Annotated in this window: 20 protein-coding genes; 8 read left to right on the top strand and 12 right to left on the bottom strand. The window is 38.2% G+C overall.

Annotated elements, in window-relative coordinates:
* Positions 1-51 precede the first annotated feature (51 nt).
* Positions 52-1,077, top strand: a complete 1,026-nt coding sequence (ruvB, locus tag EWU22_RS12915; protein ID WP_109324075.1) for a Holliday junction branch migration DNA helicase RuvB — start codon at positions 52-54, stop codon at positions 1,075-1,077.
* A gap of 257 nt (positions 1,078-1,334) precedes the next feature.
* Here ruvB and EWU22_RS12910 read toward each other — a convergent pair whose 3' ends face one another.
* On the bottom strand, positions 1,335-2,138 hold the full coding sequence (locus EWU22_RS12910) for a T9SS type A sorting domain-containing protein (protein WP_130925870.1): 804 nt from the start codon (positions 2,136-2,138) through the stop codon (positions 1,335-1,337).
* 137 nt (positions 2,139-2,275) lie between these two features.
* On the opposite strand from EWU22_RS12910, the gene EWU22_RS12905 reads away from it, so the two are divergent.
* Together EWU22_RS12905 and EWU22_RS12900 are read left to right on the top strand one after the other, a co-directional pair.
* The gene (locus EWU22_RS12905; protein WP_130925869.1) at positions 2,276-4,171 is read left to right on the top strand and encodes a sensor histidine kinase; all 1,896 of its coding nucleotides are present in this window, start codon (positions 2,276-2,278) and stop codon (positions 4,169-4,171) included.
* A gap of 11 nt (positions 4,172-4,182) precedes the next feature.
* Entirely contained in the window at positions 4,183-4,890 is a 708-nt protein-coding gene (locus tag EWU22_RS12900) for a response regulator transcription factor (RefSeq protein WP_109324072.1), read from the top strand.
* On the opposite strand, the gene serS is transcribed toward EWU22_RS12900, so the two are convergent.
* The 4 genes from serS to EWU22_RS12880 form a co-directional block, all read right to left on the bottom strand.
* Positions 4,883-6,154, bottom strand: coding sequence for a serine--tRNA ligase (gene serS, locus EWU22_RS12895; RefSeq protein WP_109324061.1), 1,272 nt, complete (start codon positions 6,152-6,154; stop codon positions 4,883-4,885). The genes EWU22_RS12900 and serS overlap by 8 nt on opposite strands.
* Before the next feature lie 10 nt (positions 6,155-6,164).
* Positions 6,165-7,487: an aspartate kinase gene (locus EWU22_RS12890; RefSeq protein ID WP_130925868.1), complete on the bottom strand. Its 1,323-nt coding sequence runs from the start codon at positions 7,485-7,487 to the stop codon at positions 6,165-6,167.
* 18 nt (positions 7,488-7,505) lie between these two features.
* Positions 7,506-7,982, bottom strand: a complete 477-nt coding sequence (gene ribH, locus EWU22_RS12885; RefSeq protein ID WP_130925867.1) for a 6,7-dimethyl-8-ribityllumazine synthase — start codon at positions 7,980-7,982, stop codon at positions 7,506-7,508.
* A 72-nt stretch (positions 7,983-8,054) separates the two neighbouring features.
* On the bottom strand, positions 8,055-8,732 hold the full coding sequence (locus EWU22_RS12880; RefSeq protein ID WP_130925866.1) for a tetratricopeptide repeat protein: 678 nt from the start codon (positions 8,730-8,732) through the stop codon (positions 8,055-8,057).
* Positions 8,733-8,921: 189 nt separating this feature from the next.
* On the opposite strand from EWU22_RS12880, the gene EWU22_RS12875 reads away from it, so the two are divergent.
* Positions 8,922-10,505, top strand: a complete 1,584-nt coding sequence (locus EWU22_RS12875) for a glycerol-3-phosphate dehydrogenase/oxidase (RefSeq protein WP_130925865.1) — start codon at positions 8,922-8,924, stop codon at positions 10,503-10,505.
* Here EWU22_RS12875 and EWU22_RS12870 read toward each other — a convergent pair.
* On the bottom strand, positions 10,502-10,723 hold the full coding sequence (locus EWU22_RS12870; protein WP_109324052.1) for a DUF2795 domain-containing protein: 222 nt from the start codon (positions 10,721-10,723) through the stop codon (positions 10,502-10,504). The genes EWU22_RS12875 and EWU22_RS12870 overlap by 4 nt on opposite strands.
* 180 nt (positions 10,724-10,903) lie before the next feature.
* Here EWU22_RS12870 and EWU22_RS12865 point away from each other — a divergent pair, with 180 nt between their 5' ends.
* Entirely contained in the window at positions 10,904-11,662 is a 759-nt protein-coding gene (locus EWU22_RS12865; RefSeq protein WP_130925864.1) for a copper homeostasis protein CutC, read from the top strand.
* Here EWU22_RS12865 and ftsZ read toward each other — a convergent pair.
* The 5 genes from ftsZ to EWU22_RS12840 form a co-directional block, all read right to left on the bottom strand.
* On the bottom strand, positions 11,659-12,945 hold the full coding sequence (ftsZ, locus tag EWU22_RS12860; protein ID WP_109324049.1) for a cell division protein FtsZ: 1,287 nt from the start codon (positions 12,943-12,945) through the stop codon (positions 11,659-11,661). The genes EWU22_RS12865 and ftsZ overlap by 4 nt on opposite strands.
* A 59-nt stretch (positions 12,946-13,004) precedes the next feature.
* Positions 13,005-14,495 carry a M20/M25/M40 family metallo-hydrolase gene (locus tag EWU22_RS12855; protein WP_130925863.1) on the bottom strand — a complete coding sequence of 497 codons (1,491 nt, stop codon included), beginning with the start codon at positions 14,493-14,495 and terminating at the stop codon, positions 13,005-13,007.
* A 99-nt stretch (positions 14,496-14,594) separates the two neighbouring features.
* Positions 14,595-15,608 carry a thioredoxin domain-containing protein gene (locus tag EWU22_RS12850; RefSeq protein ID WP_130925862.1) on the bottom strand — a complete coding sequence of 338 codons (1,014 nt, stop codon included), beginning with the start codon at positions 15,606-15,608 and terminating at the stop codon, positions 14,595-14,597.
* Between the two features lie 26 nt (positions 15,609-15,634).
* Complete coding sequence (locus EWU22_RS12845; protein WP_130925861.1) at positions 15,635-17,173, bottom strand: YifB family Mg chelatase-like AAA ATPase; 1,539 nt, start codon at positions 17,171-17,173, stop codon at positions 15,635-15,637.
* A gap of 40 nt (positions 17,174-17,213) precedes the next feature.
* On the bottom strand, positions 17,214-18,110 hold the full coding sequence (locus EWU22_RS12840) for a S66 peptidase family protein (protein ID WP_130925860.1): 897 nt from the start codon (positions 18,108-18,110) through the stop codon (positions 17,214-17,216).
* Between the two features lie 87 nt (positions 18,111-18,197).
* Between EWU22_RS12840 and EWU22_RS12835 the strand changes: the two genes are divergently transcribed.
* From EWU22_RS12835 to EWU22_RS12825, 3 genes are read left to right on the top strand one after another with little or no spacing between them, the layout of a single operon-like run.
* Positions 18,198-18,941, top strand: a complete 744-nt coding sequence (locus EWU22_RS12835) for a glycosyltransferase family 2 protein (protein ID WP_161566868.1) — start codon at positions 18,198-18,200, stop codon at positions 18,939-18,941.
* Positions 18,938-19,732: a polysaccharide deacetylase family protein gene (locus EWU22_RS12830; protein ID WP_130925858.1), complete on the top strand. Its 795-nt coding sequence runs from the start codon at positions 18,938-18,940 to the stop codon at positions 19,730-19,732. Before EWU22_RS12835 ends, EWU22_RS12830 begins: the two co-directional genes overlap by 4 nt.
* Positions 19,722-20,891 (top strand): glycosyltransferase family 87 protein, encoded by a 1,170-nt coding sequence (locus EWU22_RS12825; RefSeq protein WP_130925857.1) that lies wholly within the window; start codon positions 19,722-19,724, stop codon positions 20,889-20,891. Before EWU22_RS12830 ends, EWU22_RS12825 begins: the two co-directional genes overlap by 11 nt.
* Here EWU22_RS12825 and EWU22_RS12820 read toward each other — a convergent pair.
* Positions 20,869-21,198, bottom strand: a complete 330-nt coding sequence (locus tag EWU22_RS12820) for a DUF721 domain-containing protein (protein WP_109324021.1) — start codon at positions 21,196-21,198, stop codon at positions 20,869-20,871. The genes EWU22_RS12825 and EWU22_RS12820 overlap by 23 nt on opposite strands.
* Positions 21,199-21,292: the final 94 nt, after the last annotated feature.

Here is a 21,292-nt window from a genome sequence, read left to right as displayed (position 1 = left end):
ATTGCAGGCTTAAATTTATCTTTGATTAACGATTGTAAATTTTTAAGTTTTATGCGTGAAGACTATTTGAAGGGAGATTCTGAGTCATTACCTCAGCAGGAAAAAGAAATAGATAAGGCCTTACGTCCTTTGAGTTTCTTTGATTTCACGGGTCAAGGAAAGATCGTTGAAAACTTGAAGATATTTGTAGGTGCGGCAAAGGCCAGAGAGGAGGCTTTGGATCATGTATTGTTGCATGGCCCTCCAGGCTTAGGTAAGACTACGCTTTCTCATATTATTGCGAATGAATTAGGGTCCACTTTGAAAATTTCTTCAGGACCAGTGTTGGATAAACCTTCCGATTTAGCTGGTTTATTAACCAATTTACAGCCCTATGATGTGTTATTTATTGACGAAATACATCGTTTGAATCCGATTGTCGAGGAGTATTTATATTCGGCCATGGAGGATTATAAAATAGATATCATGTTGGATTCGGGCCCGAATGCCAGAAGTATTCAGATTGGTTTGAATCCATTTACATTAATTGGGGCCACAACTCGAGCTGGACTACTTACCTCGCCATTAAGAGCGCGATTTGGTATTAATGCTAGATTGGAGTATTATGATGCTAAATTATTAACGACCATCGTGAAGCGTTCCGCAACTATTTTGAATATGCCCATCGATGAAACGGGGGCTTTTGAAATTGCCAGAAGGAGTAGAGGTACGCCTCGTATAGCCAATAATTTATTGAGGAGAACAAGGGATTTTGCTCAAATCAAAGGTACAGGAAGTATTGATGTGGAGATAGCCAAATTTGCTTTGGAGGCCTTGGATGTGGATATGAATGGTTTGGATGAAATGGATAATCGCATCTTGTTAACTATTATTGAAAAATTCAAAGGAGGGCCAGTGGGTCTAACGACCATTGCAACGGCCTGCGGAGAAGAAGCGGAAACAATAGAAGAAGTTTATGAGCCGTTTTTGATTCAAGAAGGCTTTTTAAAAAGAACTTCCAGAGGAAGAGAGGCTACCGAAAAAGCGTATCGACATGTCGGTATAGAACCAAGGTCTCAAACGGGGTCTTTGTTTTAATTTTGCATTTTTTACGTAACGCTGTCAAGGTTTTAAACCTTGACAGCGTTGGTAAAAGTCCTCTTTTTTATTTGCAAAAAGAAGTAGTTTCTTGGTAATCGATAGATAAAATCAATTCATTGATTTTATCTATATTTTATCAGTTTTTTAAACTGATTGGAGATTAGAAAGAATGTAAATTTGCCTAACGCTGGCAAGGTTTTAAACCTTGACAGCGTTGTTGAAACTAGGCGTTTTTCTATTAAGCGGATTGAATATTAATCTATTTTAACTCGAATGACAGCTCCATCATTTCCCTGAGAAACTTGTACAAAATATACGCCCGCTGCTGCTTTCTTTAAATCAACTTGACCTAAATAACGGCCTTGGAAATCTTTGACCGTTTCAGAAGCGACTTCCTTGCCATTCACATCTCTTACTGTAATTGCTACATTTCCATTTTCTGGAGCATGGAAACGAATATTTAATTTCCCATTAAAAGGATGATTTGGGTTAGCAAAAAGCCCTTTGATTGTACTAGATGCTTGTCCCCAAGCCAAATTTTGACCACCCATTGGGAATCCTTCTTCTTGAAGTCTTCTTAATCCACGGAATTCAGGGCCATTTTCATCAAAATCAAATTTGAAATTTTTTCCTCCTGGCATATCTTCCATATGAATTTCCATATCGTCTGGTCCGTGACGGAAAATACGAACTTGATTGTTGTCTAGCTGATTTTTGAATTTCCTCATGCGTTTTTCGACTCTAGCCATTGCTTTTTTATCAAATTGCATAGGACCCATCGCATCTATTTGCATTCTGTTTCCTCCTCGCTTACGGATATCCATGGTGATGATTTTAGTTTTCCCATCAGATTTCCCAATTTCCTTATTCAATGAGTCATTCAATTGTTTCATTCCAGTTTCTGCCAAGTCTGGATTAGCAAATGTCCTCTCAATGACTCTCTGTTTGCCGTTTTCATCTACAACTATCTTAATCGTAGATTCCGATTTTGGCGTATCTTGTGCCAAGGTCAATGTTCCCATCGTTCCCAGTAGGGCCGATAAAATGAATGTTTTCATACAAGTTTAATTTTTGTGATGGCACAAACTTAGATAAAGCATTCAATACTTGACTGTTAAAGAATGTTAAGTGGCCTTTGAATCGAAAAATGGACCAATAAATCATTTAATTTTGTAATTCATTGGTTTGAAAAGATATGACCCAAAAGAAAATACGACTCATAATAGGTTTGATGACTTTGGCATTGATTGGCTTAATTTCCTTTCAATCTTATTGGCTTGGTTTTATGTTGGAAACCAAGAAAGAACAATTAGCAGCGGATATCCGAGATGGGATGGAGAAAGTTGTTCGTAAGCTGGAAAGACAAGAATTATATGTCTTATCCCAAAAACAAAGAGAATATGAAGGTCAACAAAAAGAGATTGCAGCTTTAGAAAAAAAGTTAGCCTCAAAAGCAATTCCTCATCCACCTCATCCTCCTCAATCTAAGGATCCAGCTTTTTTGACCCAGCATGACCCTATGGAACTCATCACGGAAGATATTTCCCATGAATTTAAATTTAACCAAGCTGAGCTTCAAGCCTTAAAAAGATTCCAGCAAAATGAAATGCCTAATGATATTTTATATGTTCGAAAGTCATTTATGCTTCCCAACGGCCAGATTGCAGAAGTAACAGAAGAATATCAAATTAATGCTGATCTCAAAGGAATAAATCGTCGATTGCGAGAAGAAAAGCAACTGAATGAGATGATGGGTGCTGTCAAACCTCGTGTCTTACAAGAGCTTAATCGAATCAAAGAAATTAATCGGGCGAGAGCAAGAGAAGCAAAGCGGCTTAGTGATTTGAACCGTATGCAGCCTAAATTTTTGGCTCAGTTGCATCAAGAGGATCAACAAAAAACAAGAAAAATCAATGCGCTCACGATAGACGCCGAAAAGCTTAAAGAAGAAAAGGCGGAACTTCAAAAAGTATTAAAAAAGACAGAAATGGCGAAAGAAGTCTTTGCCGATTTCCTTTTCAAAGAAAGACCAATAACACAACGTGTATCTACCAAGCATATTGATAGTTTAATCAAGCAAGAATTAGCAGAAAAAGGTATTTCAATGCCCTATGTTTTTGGGATCGGACCCAAAGAGACAGCAAAAGATAACTGGGTATATACCTCAGCAGGTTTAATGAAAACGCCAAGGGCACAATCAGCTTCATTTTTAACGCCTTTGTTCCCCAATGACTTACGCCCAAGTGGCCAGTATTTGCAAATATATTTCCCCAATCAAGAAGCTTTGGTTTGGGAGGCCATGAGCTTTAGTTTTTTAGGCTCAGCCCTATTATTATTAATCATGTTAGGCTGTTTTTACATAGCAGTAACTACCATCTTAAAACAAAAGAAGTTGGCAGAAGTTAAAAATGATTTTATCAATAACATGACTCATGAATTCAAAACGCCTATTTCAACCATTTCCTTAGCAGCTCAATTAATTCAAGAAGAGTCAAACGGCCTAAAAAATGATTCCATCAATCGATATATTGGCATCATTAAAGAAGAAAATATTCGACTAGGCCGTCAAGTGGAGCGGGTCTTGCAAACGGCCCAAATGGAAAAGGAAAATATCGTGTTGAAAAAGAAAGAAATTAATTTGAACACCTTAATTCAACAAGTAGCGGATATGAATGGGCCTTTGATTCAATCACAAGGAGGACATTTGAATTTATTATTAGATGCTACCAATGCTCAAATAGAAGTAGATGAAGTACATATTTCCAATGTACTTTTTAACTTACTCGACAATGCGATTAAATACAGTAAAGAGAAACCTGAAATAACTATTAGCACCAATGCGAGTCCTACATCACTGAGTATTCGTATTTCTGACCAAGGCATTGGCATGGCCAAGGAGGTACTCGGTTCTGTGTTTGAGCCGTTTTATCGAGTTCCAACAGGAAATGTACATAATGTGAAAGGCTTTGGCTTAGGATTGAGCTATGTGAAAAAAATTGTTGAAGCACATGGTGGTACCGTTCAAGTTTCTAGCTTACCACAAATCGGAAGTACGTTTGAGATTAATTTACCTTTTCACCCAACAGTTTAATATCAACACAAATGGAAAATAGTCATCCATCTATTTTATTAGCCGAAGATGATCCGAATTTGGGATTATTGTTGTCTGAATTTTTAAAAAAGAAAGGATACGAAGTCCAGTGGGCTCAAAATGGTGATGAAGCCTTGGATATGTTTGTCAAGGATTCATTTGATATTTGCCTATTGGATGTCATGATGCCTAAGAAGGATGGCTTTTCCTTAGCCAAGGATATACGTGCGACACACTTAGATGTTCCCATTATTTTCTTGACCGCCAAATCCATGGAAGAGGATACCTTACAAGGTTTTAAAGTAGGGGCAGATGATTATTTGACCAAGCCATTTTCGATGGATGTATTAGTCGCACGGATTGAAGCTGTATTGAGAAGAACGCATTCGGGCAAATCAGTACCAAGCTTAGCAGATGAGGTTAACTTGGGGGATTTTGTATATGTACCTCAAAAAATGAAATTGATTTTGGGGCAAACAGAACAAAAATTCACGCCTAAAGAAAATGACTTAATGAAACTTCTATGTGAAAATTTGGGTAGACCTGTAAGTAGGAGTTATGCTTTAAAATTGATTTGGGGAGATGATACCTATTTTAATGCACGAAGCATGGATGTATATATGACCAAACTGCGGAAAATGCTGAAAGAAGACCCCCGCGTGCAGCTAATGAATCTGCACGGCGAAGGTTTTCGATTAAGTGTTGAAGGGCTTAGTTAATGTATTCAAAGCCACAATATGGCACGAGCACCTGAGGGATCTTGATTCCATCTGGGCCCTGATTATTTTCTAAAATAGCCGCTACGATACGTGGAAGTGCTAAAGCTGATCCATTTAAGGTATGGCAAAGGATGGATTTCCCGTCCACCTTGGTACGTAATTTCAAGCGATTTGCCTGAAATGTTTCAAAGTTGGATACCGAACTTACTTCCAACCAACGGCCTTGTGCAGCTGACCAAACTTCCATGTCATAAGTCAAAGCCGAAGCAAAACCCATGTCGCCACCACAAAGACGTAATACACGGTATGGTAATTCCATCTTTTGTAAAAGTCCTTGAACATGCTGTGACATTTCCTCTAATGCTTGATAAGAAGTTTCAGATTTATGAATCTGAACAATCTCAATTTTATCAAATTGGTGCAAGCGATTCAAGCCACGCACATGGGCACCCCAAGAACCCGCTTCACGACGGAAACAAGGAGTATGACCTACGTTTTTGATGGGCAATTCTTTTTCGTTGACAATGACATCACGGTACAAATTGGTAATAGGTACCTCAGCCGTTGGAATTAAATAAAGACCTTCTTCTTTGGTGACATACATTTGCCCCTCTTTATCAGGCAATTGACCTGTACCAAAACCTGAATCTTCATTGATTAAAATGGGAGGCTGAATCTCATAATAACCTGCTTTAATAGCTTCATCTAAGAAGAAATTAATCAACGCACGCTGTAAACGAGCCCCTTTACCTTTATAAACAGGAAAACCCGCCCCTGTGATTTTGTTTCCTAAATCAAAGTCGATGATGTCATATTTCTTAATCAAGTCCCAGTGAGGCTGAGCTGCATCACCTAAATCGGGAATAGAGCCCCAGCTTAAAACCACTTCATTGTCTTCGGCAGTTTTGCCTTCAGGAACCGAGCTATGGGGTAAGTTAGGAAGGGTAACTAATAATTCATATACTTCTTGTTCTGCATTTTTAGCAGCATCTCCCAACTCTTTAATACTAGCTTTTAAAACTGCTGTTTCCGCTTTTTTCGATTCAGCTAAATCAGCTTGGCCATTTTTCATAAGAGCCCCAATTTCCTTTGCTGCGGCATTGGATTTCTCTAAAACTTGCTCAGCTTGCTGCAACAATGTTTTACGCTTATCGTCCAAGGAAATCAATTGCTCGACTACCTTTTCAGCTTCAAAAAAACGTTTTTTCTGTAAACCTTGAATGGTTACTTCGGTATTCGCACGGATAAAAGCAAGCGTTAGCATATGATCAAATTTAGAAGAATAAACCTTCGTTTAAGGCATTTAATGACTCATTTTTATGTTTGGCATCCACCAAAAGGGAGATATTGTGCTCAGATGCACCATAAGAAATCATGCGAATCGGAATGTTTTTCATGGCATTCAATACTTTGATAGCTATTCCTTCTTTATCTGCCCAGAAATTACCAACGATACATATAATCACTTGGTCTTTATCTGGATCTTCCAACTCTGCAAATTCCCTCAATTCGCTCATGATGGAATCTAAATGCATGGTTTGGTCTATGGTAACCGAAACAGAAACTTCTGACGTGGTGATCATATCCACCGGAGTTTTATATTTCTCAAATACCTCAAATACGCGTTTTAAGAAACCGTAAGCATTCAACATACGAGTTGAATGGATGTAAATGGCTGTAATATTATCTTTGGCAGCGATGGCCTTAATTTCCACATCGGTTGATTTCTCAGAGATCAAAGTACCATAAGCACTTGGCTCCATGGTGTTTTTCAAACGTACCGGGACACCTTTCAATTTAGCAGGAGTGATGGTACTTGGATGTAAAATTTTTGCACCAAAATATGCCAATTCTGCCGCTTCGGCAAAAGATAATTCTCGAATAGGGAAGGTATTCTTCACGATACGTGGGTCATTGTTGTGCATACCGTCAATATCTGTCCAGATTTGAACTTCCTCAGCAGCAATAGCACCTCCAATTAATGAAGCCGTATAGTCTGAACCACCACGTTTCAAGTTATCTACCTCTCCTTGCGGATTACGGCATATAAAACCTTGGGTAATATAAATTTGCTTACCTGGTTCCTTAGCCAAAATGGCTCCTAGATTCTCTTCAATTTTCTTTAAGATGGGTTCATTATCTTCATCTATTACCATGAAATCCAAAGCTGGAAGTAATAAAGAATTAACTCCCTCTTCTTGTAGATAAGCTTCAAATATTTGGGTCGATAATAACTCACCTAGAGCGACCATTTCCTTTTCTTGCTTCGTGCCATATGGGCTCGTTGCAATCAATTCATCAATAAAAGCAAATTCCTTATTAACAATGGATTTACCTTTAGCTAAACCTTGTTCTGTTTGGTATAATTCGGATAAAAAAACATCATAGTGATCGCGCAATGCTTGAGCTTTTGTTTGAGCTTCAGCAATTAGGCCAGCTAAGAGTGATTCTGAAATAGATAACAAGGAATTGGTACTTCCTGAAAGTGCTGATAATACCACGATTTTGGTTTTTCCATCTTCCGTAATCAATTGACGGATCGACTTCATTCTTTCTGGTTTTCCAACGGAGGTACCTCCAAATTTCCAAACTTGCATATGGGTTAAATTATGGGTTTATATTGCTAGCATTTTGATAGCCGTTATGGCCGCTTCATCGCCCTTGTTTCCATGTTTTCCTCCCGCACGATCCATCGCTTGTTCCTGACTATTCGGAGTTAATACTCCAAAAATGACAGGCTTGTCGTATTTTAAACTTACATCTGTAATTCCTTTGGCCACTGCGTCACAGATAAAATCAAAATGACGGGTTTCTCCTTGAATCACACAACCTAAACAAATGACGGCATCAATTTCCGGTTTTTGTGCCAATTTTTGAGCACCTAAGCTTAATTCAAAACTTCCCGGAACTTGTACTCGGTGAATGTATTCAGCTTGGGCACCGTGGGCCAATAAGGTTTCTACACAGCCTTGATACAAGGCTTCTGTCACTTCTGTGTTCCACTCCGAAACTACTACGGCAAATTGCTTATCCTGAATAGCAGGAAGGCTTTCCGTCGAAAAATCGCTTAAATTTTTATGTTGGGATGACATCTTGAATGGATTAAAACAATAAGGGATAAAAGCTGTTGCTCTTATCCCTTCCTGATATAAAAATTTATCTAATTATTCAGAGATAGAGCTTTCTAATTGAGCTTTATATTTCTTAGCAGGTACAGCTTCTGCCGACTCAGGAAATTTTTCTGTGATATCAGTGTAAGCAGCTAATGCCTCTTTTCCTTGTTTGTTCGCTTCATATGCTGTAGCTAATTTCAAAAGGTAAGTAGGAGTAAAGAATTTGTTAGGCTTATAATCAGCGGCTTTTTTGTAGTAATCAATCGCTTCACTATATGATTTCTTTTCTACATAAGCATCTCCAATTAAGGAATATGCTCTAGCTTGTACTAATAAATCACCACTGCTGAAGTTTTTCAATTTTTCAATCGATTGATCAAATTTACCTTGTTTTAATAAGGCGATACCTTGATATAGATCAGCTAAATTTTGAGTGTTTCCTCCAAATTCGTCTGAAACTTTGTTCAATTCTTTGGTGGCTTTTGATAAAGAATCAGCTTCAAATGCGTAAACAGCTTTGAATAATTTCTTCTCACCCTCTTCATCTTGAGTTTGTGTGTACCACTTATAACCCAAAGTTCCTACCACTAAGGCCACGATGATGGCTCCTAATCCAAATACGGAGGTTTTATTTTTTTCAAAAAATCCAGTGACTTTAGTTAATTCTTGTTGTAGCGCCTCTGGGCTTTCAATAATTTCAATCGTTTCTTTAGTTTCTTTCTTTGCCATATTACGTCCTTATTTCAGGAGTCTAATTGTATTGACCTTTCATTAAATGAGTACAGACTCATCAAAGGTTTGCAAAATTATAAAATCTCTTTCATTTATATCAATATTAATGGAATCTTTTCGGTTTTATTTTCCTGATTCTTTAGTAAATTCGTCGGATTGCGGATTTTACAAGCATAAATTTAGTTCATGGCATTTTCCCGGATTGATCAATTTCAAAAAATTAAAGCAAATGAATCTGAATATGATATTTGTATCATAGGTGGTGGAGCAACAGGAGCTGGTGTGGCCTTGGATGCGGTTTTGCGTGGTTATAAAGTTTTATTGATTGAAAAAGGAGATTTTGCTGGACAAACCTCCTCTAAATCCACCAAATTAGTACATGGTGGTGTTCGTTATTTAGAGCAAGCCGTCAGGAACGTTGATTGGCAACAGTTTAAAATGGTGTACAAAGCTTTACATGAACGTAAAGTGATGTTGCAAAATGCTCCGCACTTAGCTCATCCTCTCGCTTTATTGACACCCTGTTATTCTTGGTGGGACCGAGTATATTATGGCATAGGCATGTGGCTATATGATCGTATTTCTGGAGTGACCAATTTGAAAAACAGCCAAGGTTTAGGCAACCAACAAATGGAGCGACTAGTACCCAATCTTCAAGTGAAAGGGATGTCTGGTGGTATTCTTTATTATGATGGTCAGCTCAATGACGCACGTTATGCTTTAGCTATTTTGCAGTCGGCAGAAAAGGAGGGGGCTGCCATTTTAAATTACTGTGAATTAAGCCACTTTGGATTAAGTCCTAAAAGTCTTAAAATCAAAAAGATACATTTCAAGGATTTAATATCGGGAGAGGAGCATGAAGTAAGTTGTAAAGTGGTAGTGAATGCCACGGGGCCTTTTACTGATCATATCCGCCAATTGGCCAATCTCAAATTGAAACCTAGAATGAAGGTTTCTCGTGGCGCGCATATTGTTTTGCCTAAAACTTTTTGGTCGGGGGAAACGGCTTTATTGATTCCAAAAACAGACGACGGTCGGGTAGTATTCATCATTCCCTGGAGAGATTATGTACTTGTTGGAACTACAGATGAACCTGATGAGTTGAAAGAGGATCCGGCTATCCGAGCGGAGGAGGAAGATTATTTATTAGACTATTTTAATCGTTTTGCATTAATAAAAGCGAGTAAGCAAGATGTAAGTTCAGGTTTTGTGGGACAAAGACCTTTACTTCAAGTAGGTCTTTCTGATGCTATGCAATCTGATACTAAGTCATTAGTGCGTGACCATGAAGTGGAAGTTGACCAACGTAGTAAGTTGGTGAGCATCATGGGAGGTAAATGGACTACTTACCGGGTTATGGCGGAGGATACTATGAATGTCGTAGAGGAAGAGGTTTTGCACCGCCACAAGCAAAGTTGTCGTACCAAAGATTATGTGCTTTTTGGAGGAAATAAAATGGATGAGACACTTTGGAGTCAACGAATCAAAGCCCTACATATTAGTGAATTAAGTGCTAATCATTTGCGTGAAATATATGGTTTTACGGCACTGAATGTATTGGAACATTGTGAACGAGAAAAGGGAGGATTGGAGTTAATCCATAGCTCATTACCTTATTTGCAAGGGGAACTGAATTATTTGAAGAATTATGAAATGGCAGAATGTTGGGAAGATATTCTATATCGCCGTTGGGGGATTAGCTTGCGAGATCAGGCAAAAGGGCAATTGATCATGGACATAAAAAAAGAGGCTTTTGCCTCCTTTCATTAATATTCGTCTTCATTGAAGAAGAAATCATCTTTGGTTGGGTAATCAGGCCAAATTTCTTCAATGCTTTCAAAAGGTTGTCCATCATCCTCTAATTCTTGCAAGTTCTCTACTACTTCTAATGGAGATCCTGTACGAATTGCGTAGTCAATTAATTCATCTTTTGAAGCAGGCCATGGTGCATCTTCTAAATAGGAGGCAAGTTCTAGTGTCCAGTACATATGTTTAATTTTAATTCTTAAAGATTCAAATTTTTGTCCTTTTCTCTTTTAGATTCTTAAGAATCAAAGATTTATCGGACTGCAAAAGTAAAATAAAAAAATATTTATGAAAGATTTATTTTTTAAATTTTGAATAAATAAAAATAAACCCGTTTTAACGCTTATAGAGCCCTGTTTTTTATGTTAAAATCCCGTACTATCTCGGTTGAAGTTTGTAGTTATTCCTTATTTTCCAGTATCGCAGCAGACCAAGCTGGTGCAGATCGTGTCGAATTATGTGCCTCTCCTTGGGAAGGAGGTACAAGTCCATCTGCAGGTCTAGTTTTTGAAACATTATCTCAGACTTCTTTAGGAATTCATGTCATGGTAAGAGCTCGAGGAGGCGACTTCTGCTATGATGCTTTTGAGAAGAAAACGATGTTAGCCGAGATTAATCAGTTTCTTTCCATGGGTGTTCATGGGATGGTCATTGGAGCCTTAACTCCACAGGGTGACTTAGATATTAATTTTCTAAAAGAGGTTAAATACATTGTTGGGGAATCCGCTGAACTTACTTGCCACCGTGCTATCGATGTTTCTAGGGAACCATTGGAAGTGATGGAAGCTTTAATTGATCTAGGCTTTGATCGAATTTTGACATCAGGTCAAAAGAATAAAGCCATGGAAGGAATTGAGGCAATATCAACGATGGTCGAAGCAGCACAAGGTCGAATTCAAATCATGGCAGGTAGTGGAGTAAATCCGCAAAATTGTCTTCAACTCGTGGATGCAGGCGTGGATGCAGTTCATCTTAGCGCAAGAACAACGAGAGAGTCTGACATGATTTATCGAAGACCTGGTATTTCCATGGGTGGTGTTGCCGAAATCTCAGAATTCGAAGTTGCTTATTCGAGTCAAGAAATTATTCGCGAGGCTGTTCAGAAAATCAGAAATTGTTAATCTTCGTATAATGGAGTTTCAATCCACTCATCTTGAGGGATTCGACTTAAATCATACAATGGGATTTGATTTCTTTGATAAGTAGGAATGGCAAAGTCGCTTTCATCTGGTCCACCTTTTTTGTAGTGATCTACCATTTTTTGGAATCGAACTTCTTCACTTTCCGTAGGAGCCGAGCTGGTGGTTCCAAACTCATCAAATTCTACGGTTGCACCTGAGATTAATGAGGCTGGTTTATTGGCCGTACTATAATGTTTCGTGTCACTAAACAAGAAATCGTCAAGTGCGTTTTGCTCATGCTCAAAGCCTGCAGCAATCACAGTTAAATATAAATCCTCTCCCAATTCATCATCTGTAGAGAAACCAAATTTCACCATGTCAGCTTGATCATTGATACGGCCATTTAGGTACTCAATGATGATATTTTGTTCGCTCATGACTAAAGCATGTTCTGAACTTGTAGAAACTGTAACTAAAATACGTTTGGCTCCTTTAATTTCTTGGGAGTTTAAAAGTGGGGATTCAAGGGCTTCTGCAATAGCTTGAAAAGCACGATCTTCTCCTTTACCTAGTGCAGAGCTCATCATGGCTTGACCCGCATTTTTCAATACCTTTTTTACGTCCATGAAGTCCGTATTGATATCTCCAGGTTTTGCAATGACGTCAACCACACTTTTTACTGCTTTGGCTAACACATCGTCCGCTTTAGCGAAGGCATCCTTCACTGCTAGTTTCTCGTAAATTTGCGCCAACTTATCGTTCATTACGACTAGTACGGTATCACAATATGTTTTTAATTCTTGAATACCCGTTAAAGCATATTGGATTTTTTCACGACCTTCCCATGCATAAGGAGCAGTAACTACGGCTACTGTTAGTAAACCTCTTTTTCTCGCAATTTCAGCCACAACTGGGGCAGCACCTGTACCTGTTCCTCCCCCCATACCTGCAGTAATGAAAAGCATTTCTGTGCCATTTGTCAACACCGCATTAATTTTATCAATACTATCTAATGCAGCTAATTTTCCAACTTCTGGATCCGTTCCAGCACCAAGCCCTTGCTCTCCTAATTTGATTTTGGTCTTAACAGGATTCGATGCCAAAGCTTGAGAATCTGTATTGCAAATAATCAAATCCGCTCCTTTGATCTTCATGTTATCCATGTGGCGAACCGCATTGGAGCCACCACCACCTATACCAATAACTTTGATGATGGATTTGAAGGATGATTCAGGAACAATTTCCATTTTATGATCGAAAAAGGAAGGGTTCTGGTTATTCATAATATAAATATGCTTTTAGGGAATAATCTAATTTAATAAAATCTAATCGAATGCGCTGTTTAATCTTTACCCCAGCGCCATTCATTACCTAACTCTAAATCTCTTCTCAAATTTTGTTTAATGAAGAAATCTCGAGTCGAATAAAAATCTAGTTTTTTTGCTGGAATCGAGTTGGCATTCGCCACACCATATAACAGCATCGCTGTGTATTTTACCGTATTTTCTAATTCTTTTTTGTTGACCAAATCAAAAGAGTCACAATTGGCATGATAACAATCTAATACCCGCTTTTCTAAGCGACCGATGGGTGCACTAGCTGGAATCCCTTCCAATAAAAATGATTGATGATCGGAATGTAATCCTGCACTATTGCTAATCTCATTTCCAAAAGCAGGGTCAATCGACTTAATTTTATTGCCAATTTCTTTTAACAATGCGACTAACTCGTCTCTACCTCCTGCATTGAAACCAGATACATTGTTGGTCATATCCAGATTAATCATGTATACGATTTCATCAATTTCTCCCGTCTTTTTGGCTCTTTCAATATAAGCTTTAGAGCCAAGTAAACCTTCTTCCTCGCCCATGAATGCGACAAATTCAATGGTCCTTTTATTTTTAAGTCCCAATGCTTTAAATGTTCTAGCGATATCTATGACCGAAAACGAACCAATGCCATTGTCGATAGCACCAGTGGATAAATCCCAAGAATCTAAATGACCACCAATAATGATTTTCTCTTTACGGTATTTTTTGTTATCCCCTTTCAAAGTAGCCACCACATTGCGAGCTTTGATAGGTTTACTCACATTATGCATTTCGATTAAACTCAACAATCCAGGCTGTTCCAACAACCATTTGCGGATTTCAACACCACTCTCCCAACTGATACAAACAGCAGGAATTGAAATTAAATTTCCAGTGACAGAAGCAGTACCAGTTAATAATACTTGCCCTTTCACTGTGTTAACAAAGATGACGCCAATGGCTCCATATTGAATGGCTAAAGCTGTTTTTTCCGAGCGGTGCAAGTTTTTTTGACCTGGTTTAGGGTCAACCAAACCTATATTCATCACGGCTACTTTACCTTTGATTTGCTCTTTTTTTGCCTCAAAATCCACATCGAGTCCATTTCCCATATCCACCATTGTGCCCGTAATATTGGCTTCTACGGGTGTCATAGCTAAAGAAACTACAGGGACTTCTCTGAAATCATCTGATTTAGGAGGTGCAATCGAAAGGGTTACCGTATCTCTAGCCCAAGCCTCTACCTGAAAACCTTGAAACTTTGTATCACGGAATCCATATTTTTTAAAAAGGTTAAAAGCGAATTCTTCTGCTTTTTTACCTTTTTCACTACCTGTAAGGCGATGACCTAAGGTTTGACAGGCAGTACCTAAGGAAGAATAAGCCAATGAATTTTGATCTACTTCATCTTTGATTCGCTTAAATGCTGACTCTAAACTTTCTTCACCTCCAATGGATGGACCGAAACCCGAAGAAGTGATTAAGAAAACAAAGATCAAGATGGATAATATACTTCTCTTCATGGATTAGTTTAAATAGGATGAAGGCTTACGATTCAGAAATTTACTTTTTTTTGATCAAAATACCAATTAGCACGAATAGGTTTTTAGTGAAATTCCTATTTAGGGAAGTAAGCACTCATTACTTCCTGACTTTTTCAAAAGTTTACACCAAAACTCCTTTTCTTTTTCAGGAATCGCTTTTCCTCCATAATAATTTTTGACCCTAGTTACCGCTTGGTCAACTAATTTTTTATCCAAATCAATTAAGACTTCTAAGTAGATAAATCGGGCAGCAATTTGTTGAGGTTTTAAACCAATGGCCTGTAATCCGTCTTTCAGTCGCTGAAGTCGTTCAGGGCTATAGGTTCTTGCTCGGCCACTATACAAACTAGTCATAATCGTATTTTCGGCTGTTTGCTTAACTTCCAAACTATCAAACTTGCTTTCGTAGTTTTTGATATGTGTGATGAAATGTTGGAATAGCGCATTGTTGTCATCCATCATGACTTTTTGAATAAGCAAAAAACTAGTTTCTCCTTCAAATTCTTCGGGTTTAATCAATTGAACTAGGTCATTGACTAAAGCCACATTTTTCAATGTATCCAAACTTAAACGAGTGAAATAAGCGGCAGAAATCATATTTTCTTTATTCCTTTCACCTGCACTATATCGTTCTAATAATTGGGCTTGGTTTTGCTGCGGGTTTTTGGCTGCATCCAATAATTTAATGATACCCGCTACTGAGTTAGTAGCTTCACCTACTGGTTCAATATTCCAAACTTTTCCCTTTGGGGAAAATACAATAAACGAAGGAGTGGATGGGATAAAGATTTTACGAGAACGTAAAAATGCATTGTTTTCACGCTTGCTTAGGTCCAACTGATACGCATGATAATTTTTATCAAGGTAAGTTTTAATGGCTGGAAGGCTCAAGGTTTTATCATATGCGATGCAATGAGAACAAGTGGGTAAAAATGCCTCAAAAAAGATCGGTTTATTTTCCTTTTCAGCTTTTTTAAATATTTCATCCAGGGCTATGAAGGGTCTGAAAGATTTATTTTGGTCAATTTTTTGTGCCTTAGACGGTTGTAGAAAGCTCAGAAAACTGAAAAGTATCAAAAAGGATAGACGCATAGAAGATATTTTTTCTCAAAAATACATCATCCTGCCCAATTTTCTCTATCTAAATTTCGGTAGGTAATCGCTTCTGCGATATGTTCCGATTGAATATGAGATGATTTTGCTAAATCAGCAATGGTGCGCGCCACTTTTCGAATTTTATCAAAAGCCCTCGCAGATAATTGTAATTTGTCCATTGCAACGGAAAGTAATTGCTGGGATGCTTGGTCAAGATGGCAAAATTCATTGACTTGCTGACTCGACATCATGGCGTTGGAATGGATTTTGGGGAATGGGATGAATCGATTTTGCTGAATTCGCCGAGCTTCCATGACTCTATTGCGGACAAATTCACTTGATTCTGCTGCTCGCCCAGTACTCATTTCTTCAAATTGAACAGGCACAATTTCTATATGCATGTCGATTCGATCCAGTAAAGGACCTGAAATTCGATTTAAATAGCGCTGTACTTGTCCGGGACCACAAACACAGTCTTTATTAGGATGATTGTAGTAGCCACAAGGACAAGGGTTCATGCTAGCTACCAACATAAAATTAGCGGGAAATTCTAATGACCATTTAGCTCGGGAAATAAATACATTTCGATCTTCTAGGGGTTGACGCATAACTTCCAAAGCATTTCGATTGAATTCAGGTAGCTCATCTAGAAATAGAACGCCATGATGGGCAAGGGAAATCTCTCCTGGTTGAGGAAACGAACCTCCGCCAACCAAGGCAGCATTGGAAATAGTATGATGTGGACTTCTAAAGGGGCGATGCGTCAATAAAGCATGCTTTCCCATTAATTTTCCAGCCACAGAATGAATCTTAGTTACTTCCAGAGCCTCTGGTAAGGAAAATGGGGGAAGTATGGTTGGTAATCGTTTAGCCAACATGGTTTTTCCAGCACCTGGAGGACCAATCATTATCAAGTTATGACCACCAGCTGCCGCAATTTCAAAAGCTCTTTTGACAGCTTCCTGACCTTGTACTTGTGAAAAATCTACATCAAATGAGTCATGGGATTCACCGAATAAAGCGTGTACATCCACATAAGTAGGGGCTATGGTTATTTTATTGCGAATAAACTGAATGGTTTCTCGAAGATGACTTAATCCAAATACCTCTATCCCTTCTACCATAGCTGCTTCTATGGCATTTTCTTCTGGTAAAATTAGCTTTGTGATTCCTCTATTTTTAGCTTCTAAGGCAATAGGTAAAGCCCCTTTGATAGGGCGAATCGTTCCATCTAGGGCCAATTCCCCCATAATGACATATTCGTCAAGCCCTTTTAATTCAACCTGTTCTGATGCTTCTAATATAGATAGAGCGATAGGTAAATCATAGGCTGAGCCTTCTTTCCTGATATCAGCAGGTGCTAGATTAATGATGACCTTTCTCCTTGGGAAAAAAAATCCAGTATTCTTTAAAGCTGATTCAACTCGTTGAATAGATTCTTTAATGGTGGAGTCAGGAAGTCCAACTAAATAGCATTTACTACCTTGCCCAACATGGGTTTCAATGGTGATGAGGTTGGCAGACACCCCAAATACGGCACATCCATACGTTTTGGCTAACATTGTTTTTTGTTAGGCAAATTAGCAGGAATGGCAATAGGACTTAATCAGTTAGTTGGACTTTGTCAGCATTTACCAATAGCTTGATATTTTTACCAAAAACCAAGGGGAAATTTTGTGCAATATGTCCTGATGGAAATTCAAAGGCAATTGGATATTGACTTCCAAATGTATGTTCTAGCATAATTTGATTCACATTTTTACCCACACTAAGGCCTGCTTCTTTACAGTCACTAAATCCACCCACAATTAAACCTGCTAATTGGTCCAGTATTCCTGCTCTTTTTAGTTGTAAAACCATTCGATCAATATGGTATAAGTTTTCACCCACATCTTCCAATAGTAAAATCTTACCCCTAAAATCTGGTAGACTCTTACTCCCAATCAGATGCACAATCAGCGACAAATTTCCTCCTACCAAGATTGATTCGGCTTTACCTAATCGATTATCTGAGTCAGCTTCAATCTCAATGTGGGTTTTACCTTCAAAAAGCAAGTTTCTTAGCATTTCCAATGCTTCATCGCCACCTACCTGGCAGAAATTATGTGGCATTGGCCCATGTATACTAGCAATTCCTAAGTTCGCCACATGATTTAAAATGGCCGTAATGTCAGAAAATCCAATAATCCATTTTGGCTGTTTGATGAATGTTTCAAAGTTTAATTGATCCAAAATTCGACTGGATCCATACCCACCTCGAATGGGGAATATGGCTTTGATTGCAGGATCATCCAAGGCCAATTGAAAATCACTTAGCCGTTCTTCATCACTTCCTCCAAAACCAAAATAATGCGATAAGGCATGTGGAGCAAGACGAACCTTCAAACCCCAGGATTCCAATACTTCCACGCCTTGCCTCCATTGATCACTCTTTGGATGGGATGCTGGAGATAGCAAAATCACTTCGTCACCCGGACGTAATAGAGGAGGAGTTTTCATGTTTAATAGAATGGTAGACAAATATGAATTATTTTTCCCTTTAACCCAAGGCTTAATTTTCGTATTATTGCAAAAAATTATCCCTGTTTGACTACTCCAAAGACAAATAAAAGTCTAGACTTGGTTCATCCATGTTACAACCCACATCCGGGTTGGGCGGAGGATTTGATTCGCCATTATACCTTATTCATGTCTCGGATACCAACGGATGTAGTAGTTCATGTGTATGTTGTGGATGATGGGAGCAAACATGGGGTTCATTCGGAGGATATTGATCAATTACAGCAATCAATTCCACATTTTACTTTTATTCCATTAAGTCAAAATTTAGGAAAGGGGGGAGCATTGAGACATGCAATCCGCCAGAGCCAAGGTGATTTGGTTATTTACACGGATGCAGATTATCCTTACAAGATGGAAAATGCATGGGAAATGTACCAAAGATTGGCCGTGGGAAATGCGGATGTAGTGGTGGGAGTTCGAGATGAACAATATTACGATCAATTACCATTTCGACGGAAGATCTTTTCTCTTTCGCTCAAATTGATGAATTATTTATTTTTCCCCGGTTTAAAAGTAAAGGATACCCAATCAGGGTTGAAAGGATTTAATGCCAAAGGCAAAGCGCTTTTTTTGAAAACGACAATCTCTGCATTTCTTTTTGATATGGAGTTTTTGGTATTAGTTTCCAAACAAAAGGATATTCAGATGGAATGGATTTATGTTCAGGTACGAGAGGGGATACATTTTTCAACCATGAAGCCTAGAACTATTTTGACAGAATTATTCAATTTTGCTTCTATTTTAATCCGAGGATTCTTTTCAAAATGAAATCAGCTCCAGCCATTATTTTGACAATTGATGTTGAAGAATGTGATATCCCTTTGGAATATGGATATAACATAGATTTGGAAGAGCAGTTAGATCAATCAAGAAAGGGCTTGGAGCAATTCATGAAGGTTATTTCGGAAGCGCAAGTTCCTTGTACCATATTCTGTACTGGAGTTTATGCCCAACATAACGTTGCATGGATAAAAGATCTTGATTCAAAGCATGAATTGGCATCTCATGGATTTTACCATAGTAAGTTTGACCCCAAAACAGATTTGTTGTCTTCCCGATTATTATTGGAAGAACTCAGTGGCAGAAAAGTAGTGGGTTTTAGAATGGCAAGAATGCAGCATGTCGAGGAGGCGGATATCTTGCAAGCAGGCTACACGTATCATTCTTCATTGAATCCAACTTGGATTCCGGGTCGATATAATCATTTGAAAGCATCAAAGCTGCCTTTTTTTGAAAAAGGACTTTGGAATATACCTGCATCAGTTACCCCAAATTTCAGAATACCTTTGTTTTGGTTGGCTTTCAAAAACTTCCCACTGGTCATTTTTAAGCAATTTTGTAAAGACACCTTAAAAAAGCATGGCTTTCTTAATTTGTACTTTCACCCATGGGAATTTGCAGATTTATCGAAATATCCATTGCCAGCACATGTGAGTCGCGGCTCAAAAGGAGAGTTAGTATCAAAATTAAAATCCTTGATTAGGTATTTTCAAGAAGAGGGAATGGGGGAGTTTATGACGATGGAAAATTTTGTCAAGCAATTAGAAAATGGAAAATAAACCTGCATTTTATGCTCGCTATGAGTTTTTATTGGGCCTTTGGTTGTTGGCGGGTCTTTTTACAGGGATTAAACAATATAACCTAGGGGAGCTTAATTCGCACATCAATAATTTTGTCATATTCAAGTCGAGTTACGGTCACTTCTTACATAGAATGCCTTTGTACTTTGAATACCCAAAGGAATATTTCGATTTATACTTGTACGGGCCCATTTTTGCTATTTTGATGGCCCCATTTGCTTGGTTGCCAACAGGCATCAGTGTGACTGTTTGGAATGTGGTAAATGCCTTGGTCCTTTTTTTAGCGGTTTGGAATTTGCCATTGGATCAAACGAAGCGAGTTGCCATTTCATGGATTATGTTGAATTCGACCATGACGGCACTATTGAACACTCAATTTCATCCATTATGTATTGCCTTGATATTATGGAGCTATATCTGCATTCATCGGGGGCAAGATGCTTGGGCGGCACTTTGGATTGTATTGGGTATTTTCATTAAACTTTATGGAATTGTTGGACTAGCCTTTTTCTTTTTTTCTAAAAAACCACTGCGCTTAGCGGGCTATTTGATTTTTTGGATGGTGCTTATTTTAATTATTCCAATGCTATTAGGAGGTTGGGATTATGGAATATCGACTTATTTGGGATGGAGAGAGGTATTGTCGCACAAAAACGAATTAAATGTAGATATTCAAAACTTACGTACAGATGTATGCGTGATGGGAATGTTTCGTCGATTGACTGGCGATGGCACTTTATCTAATTTATGGTTTTTAATACCATCTATGTTATTGAATGTGTATGTCTTTTTCCAAAAAGGTAAATGGAAAGATTTGTCGTTTCAGCTTCGCATGTTGGCTTTTGTAAGCATTTATTTGATGTTGGCAAGTACGGGAACGGAGTCACCAACCTTGATCATGGCCTTTCCTGGTGTAGGGATTTGGTTTGTATTAGGGGAGAAAACGAGAGCCCGGTGGGCATTGTTAGTGATTACTTTATTGATTTCTAGTTTTTCTCCAACCGATTTATTTCCTAAATGGCTTAGAAATGAATGGATTAATCCATTGGGATTGATGATTTTACCCTTATTGCTAGTTTGGCTATCAATTGCTTGGGATTTAATCAAGCAAGAACCTAAAGGAATACAACATCCTTAATTAAATCAGATTTAGCATGTTTATTGATGAGGTCAATCATCTTTTGTTTGGCCATCATGAGCTCTTTTTTGAGGGGAGCAGAATTGATTTGTACAAATAGTTTTTGTTGGTGGACATACACTTTTTGGGTTCGAGCGGCAATGGGTTTTCCCATGATTTCTTCCCAATGAGCACTCACAAATGTTTCTTCGTATTTCCCTTGTATTTGATAAATCTTGAGCATGGACTCAATCACCTCCTTTAAAGAATGGCTAGATTCTTTGCGAGTGGAGGGTTTGATGCGTTTTGGATAAAAGGGAGAATCCATGTGATAAAAGGTTGTTTTGGTGTTTAAAGTTAGAATTTTTACAGGGGACTTTTGCCGATTTAACGGTTTAAATTAATTTTTTTTCATTTTTTTT

This window comes from Aquirufa nivalisilvae (assembly GCF_004307455.1).
In the GTDB taxonomy this organism is placed as follows: Bacteria; Bacteroidota; Bacteroidia; order Cytophagales; family Spirosomataceae; genus Aquirufa; species Aquirufa nivalisilvae.
Note: the sequence above shows the minus strand (reverse complement) of the source record. Positions and strands in the feature narration are given on the sequence as shown.

What these genes read in the sequence shown, in the direction of transcription:
- serS (WP_109324061.1), bottom strand. Translation starts at nt 6,154, where the DNA reads ATGCTAACGCTTGCTTTTATCCGTGCGAATACCGAAGTAACCATTCAA.
- EWU22_RS12910 (WP_130925870.1), bottom strand. Translation starts at nt 2,138, where the DNA reads ATGAAAACATTCATTTTATCGGCCCTACTGGGAACGATGGGAACATTG.
- EWU22_RS12840 (WP_130925860.1), bottom strand. Translation starts at nt 18,110, where the DNA reads ATGAAAACTCCTCCTCTATTACGTCCGGGTGACGAAGTGATTTTGCTA.
- EWU22_RS12830 (WP_130925858.1), top strand. Translation starts at nt 18,938, where the DNA reads ATGAAATCAGCTCCAGCCATTATTTTGACAATTGATGTTGAAGAATGT.
- ribH (WP_130925867.1), bottom strand. Translation starts at nt 7,982, where the DNA reads ATGTCATCCCAACATAAAAATTTAAGCGATTTTTCGACGGAAAGCCTT.
- EWU22_RS12870 (WP_109324052.1), bottom strand. Translation starts at nt 10,723, where the DNA reads ATGTACTGGACACTAGAACTTGCCTCCTATTTAGAAGATGCACCATGG.
- EWU22_RS12890 (WP_130925868.1), bottom strand. Translation starts at nt 7,487, where the DNA reads ATGCAAGTTTGGAAATTTGGAGGTACCTCCGTTGGAAAACCAGAAAGA.
- EWU22_RS12825 (WP_130925857.1), top strand. Translation starts at nt 19,722, where the DNA reads ATGGAAAATAAACCTGCATTTTATGCTCGCTATGAGTTTTTATTGGGC.
- EWU22_RS12905 (WP_130925869.1), top strand. Translation starts at nt 2,276, where the DNA reads ATGACCCAAAAGAAAATACGACTCATAATAGGTTTGATGACTTTGGCA.
- EWU22_RS12855 (WP_130925863.1), bottom strand. Translation starts at nt 14,495, where the DNA reads ATGAAGAGAAGTATATTATCCATCTTGATCTTTGTTTTCTTAATCACT.
- ftsZ (WP_109324049.1), bottom strand. Translation starts at nt 12,945, where the DNA reads ATGAATAACCAGAACCCTTCCTTTTTCGATCATAAAATGGAAATTGTT.
- EWU22_RS12865 (WP_130925864.1), top strand. Translation starts at nt 10,904, where the DNA reads ATGTTAAAATCCCGTACTATCTCGGTTGAAGTTTGTAGTTATTCCTTA.
- EWU22_RS12845 (WP_130925861.1), bottom strand. Translation starts at nt 17,173, where the DNA reads ATGTTAGCCAAAACGTATGGATGTGCCGTATTTGGGGTGTCTGCCAAC.
- EWU22_RS12850 (WP_130925862.1), bottom strand. Translation starts at nt 15,608, where the DNA reads ATGCGTCTATCCTTTTTGATACTTTTCAGTTTTCTGAGCTTTCTACAA.
- ruvB (WP_109324075.1), top strand. Translation starts at nt 52, where the DNA reads ATGCGTGAAGACTATTTGAAGGGAGATTCTGAGTCATTACCTCAGCAG.
- EWU22_RS12875 (WP_130925865.1), top strand. Translation starts at nt 8,922, where the DNA reads ATGGCATTTTCCCGGATTGATCAATTTCAAAAAATTAAAGCAAATGAA.
- EWU22_RS12820 (WP_109324021.1), bottom strand. Translation starts at nt 21,198, where the DNA reads ATGGATTCTCCCTTTTATCCAAAACGCATCAAACCCTCCACTCGCAAA.
- EWU22_RS12900 (WP_109324072.1), top strand. Translation starts at nt 4,183, where the DNA reads ATGGAAAATAGTCATCCATCTATTTTATTAGCCGAAGATGATCCGAAT.
- EWU22_RS12880 (WP_130925866.1), bottom strand. Translation starts at nt 8,732, where the DNA reads ATGGCAAAGAAAGAAACTAAAGAAACGATTGAAATTATTGAAAGCCCA.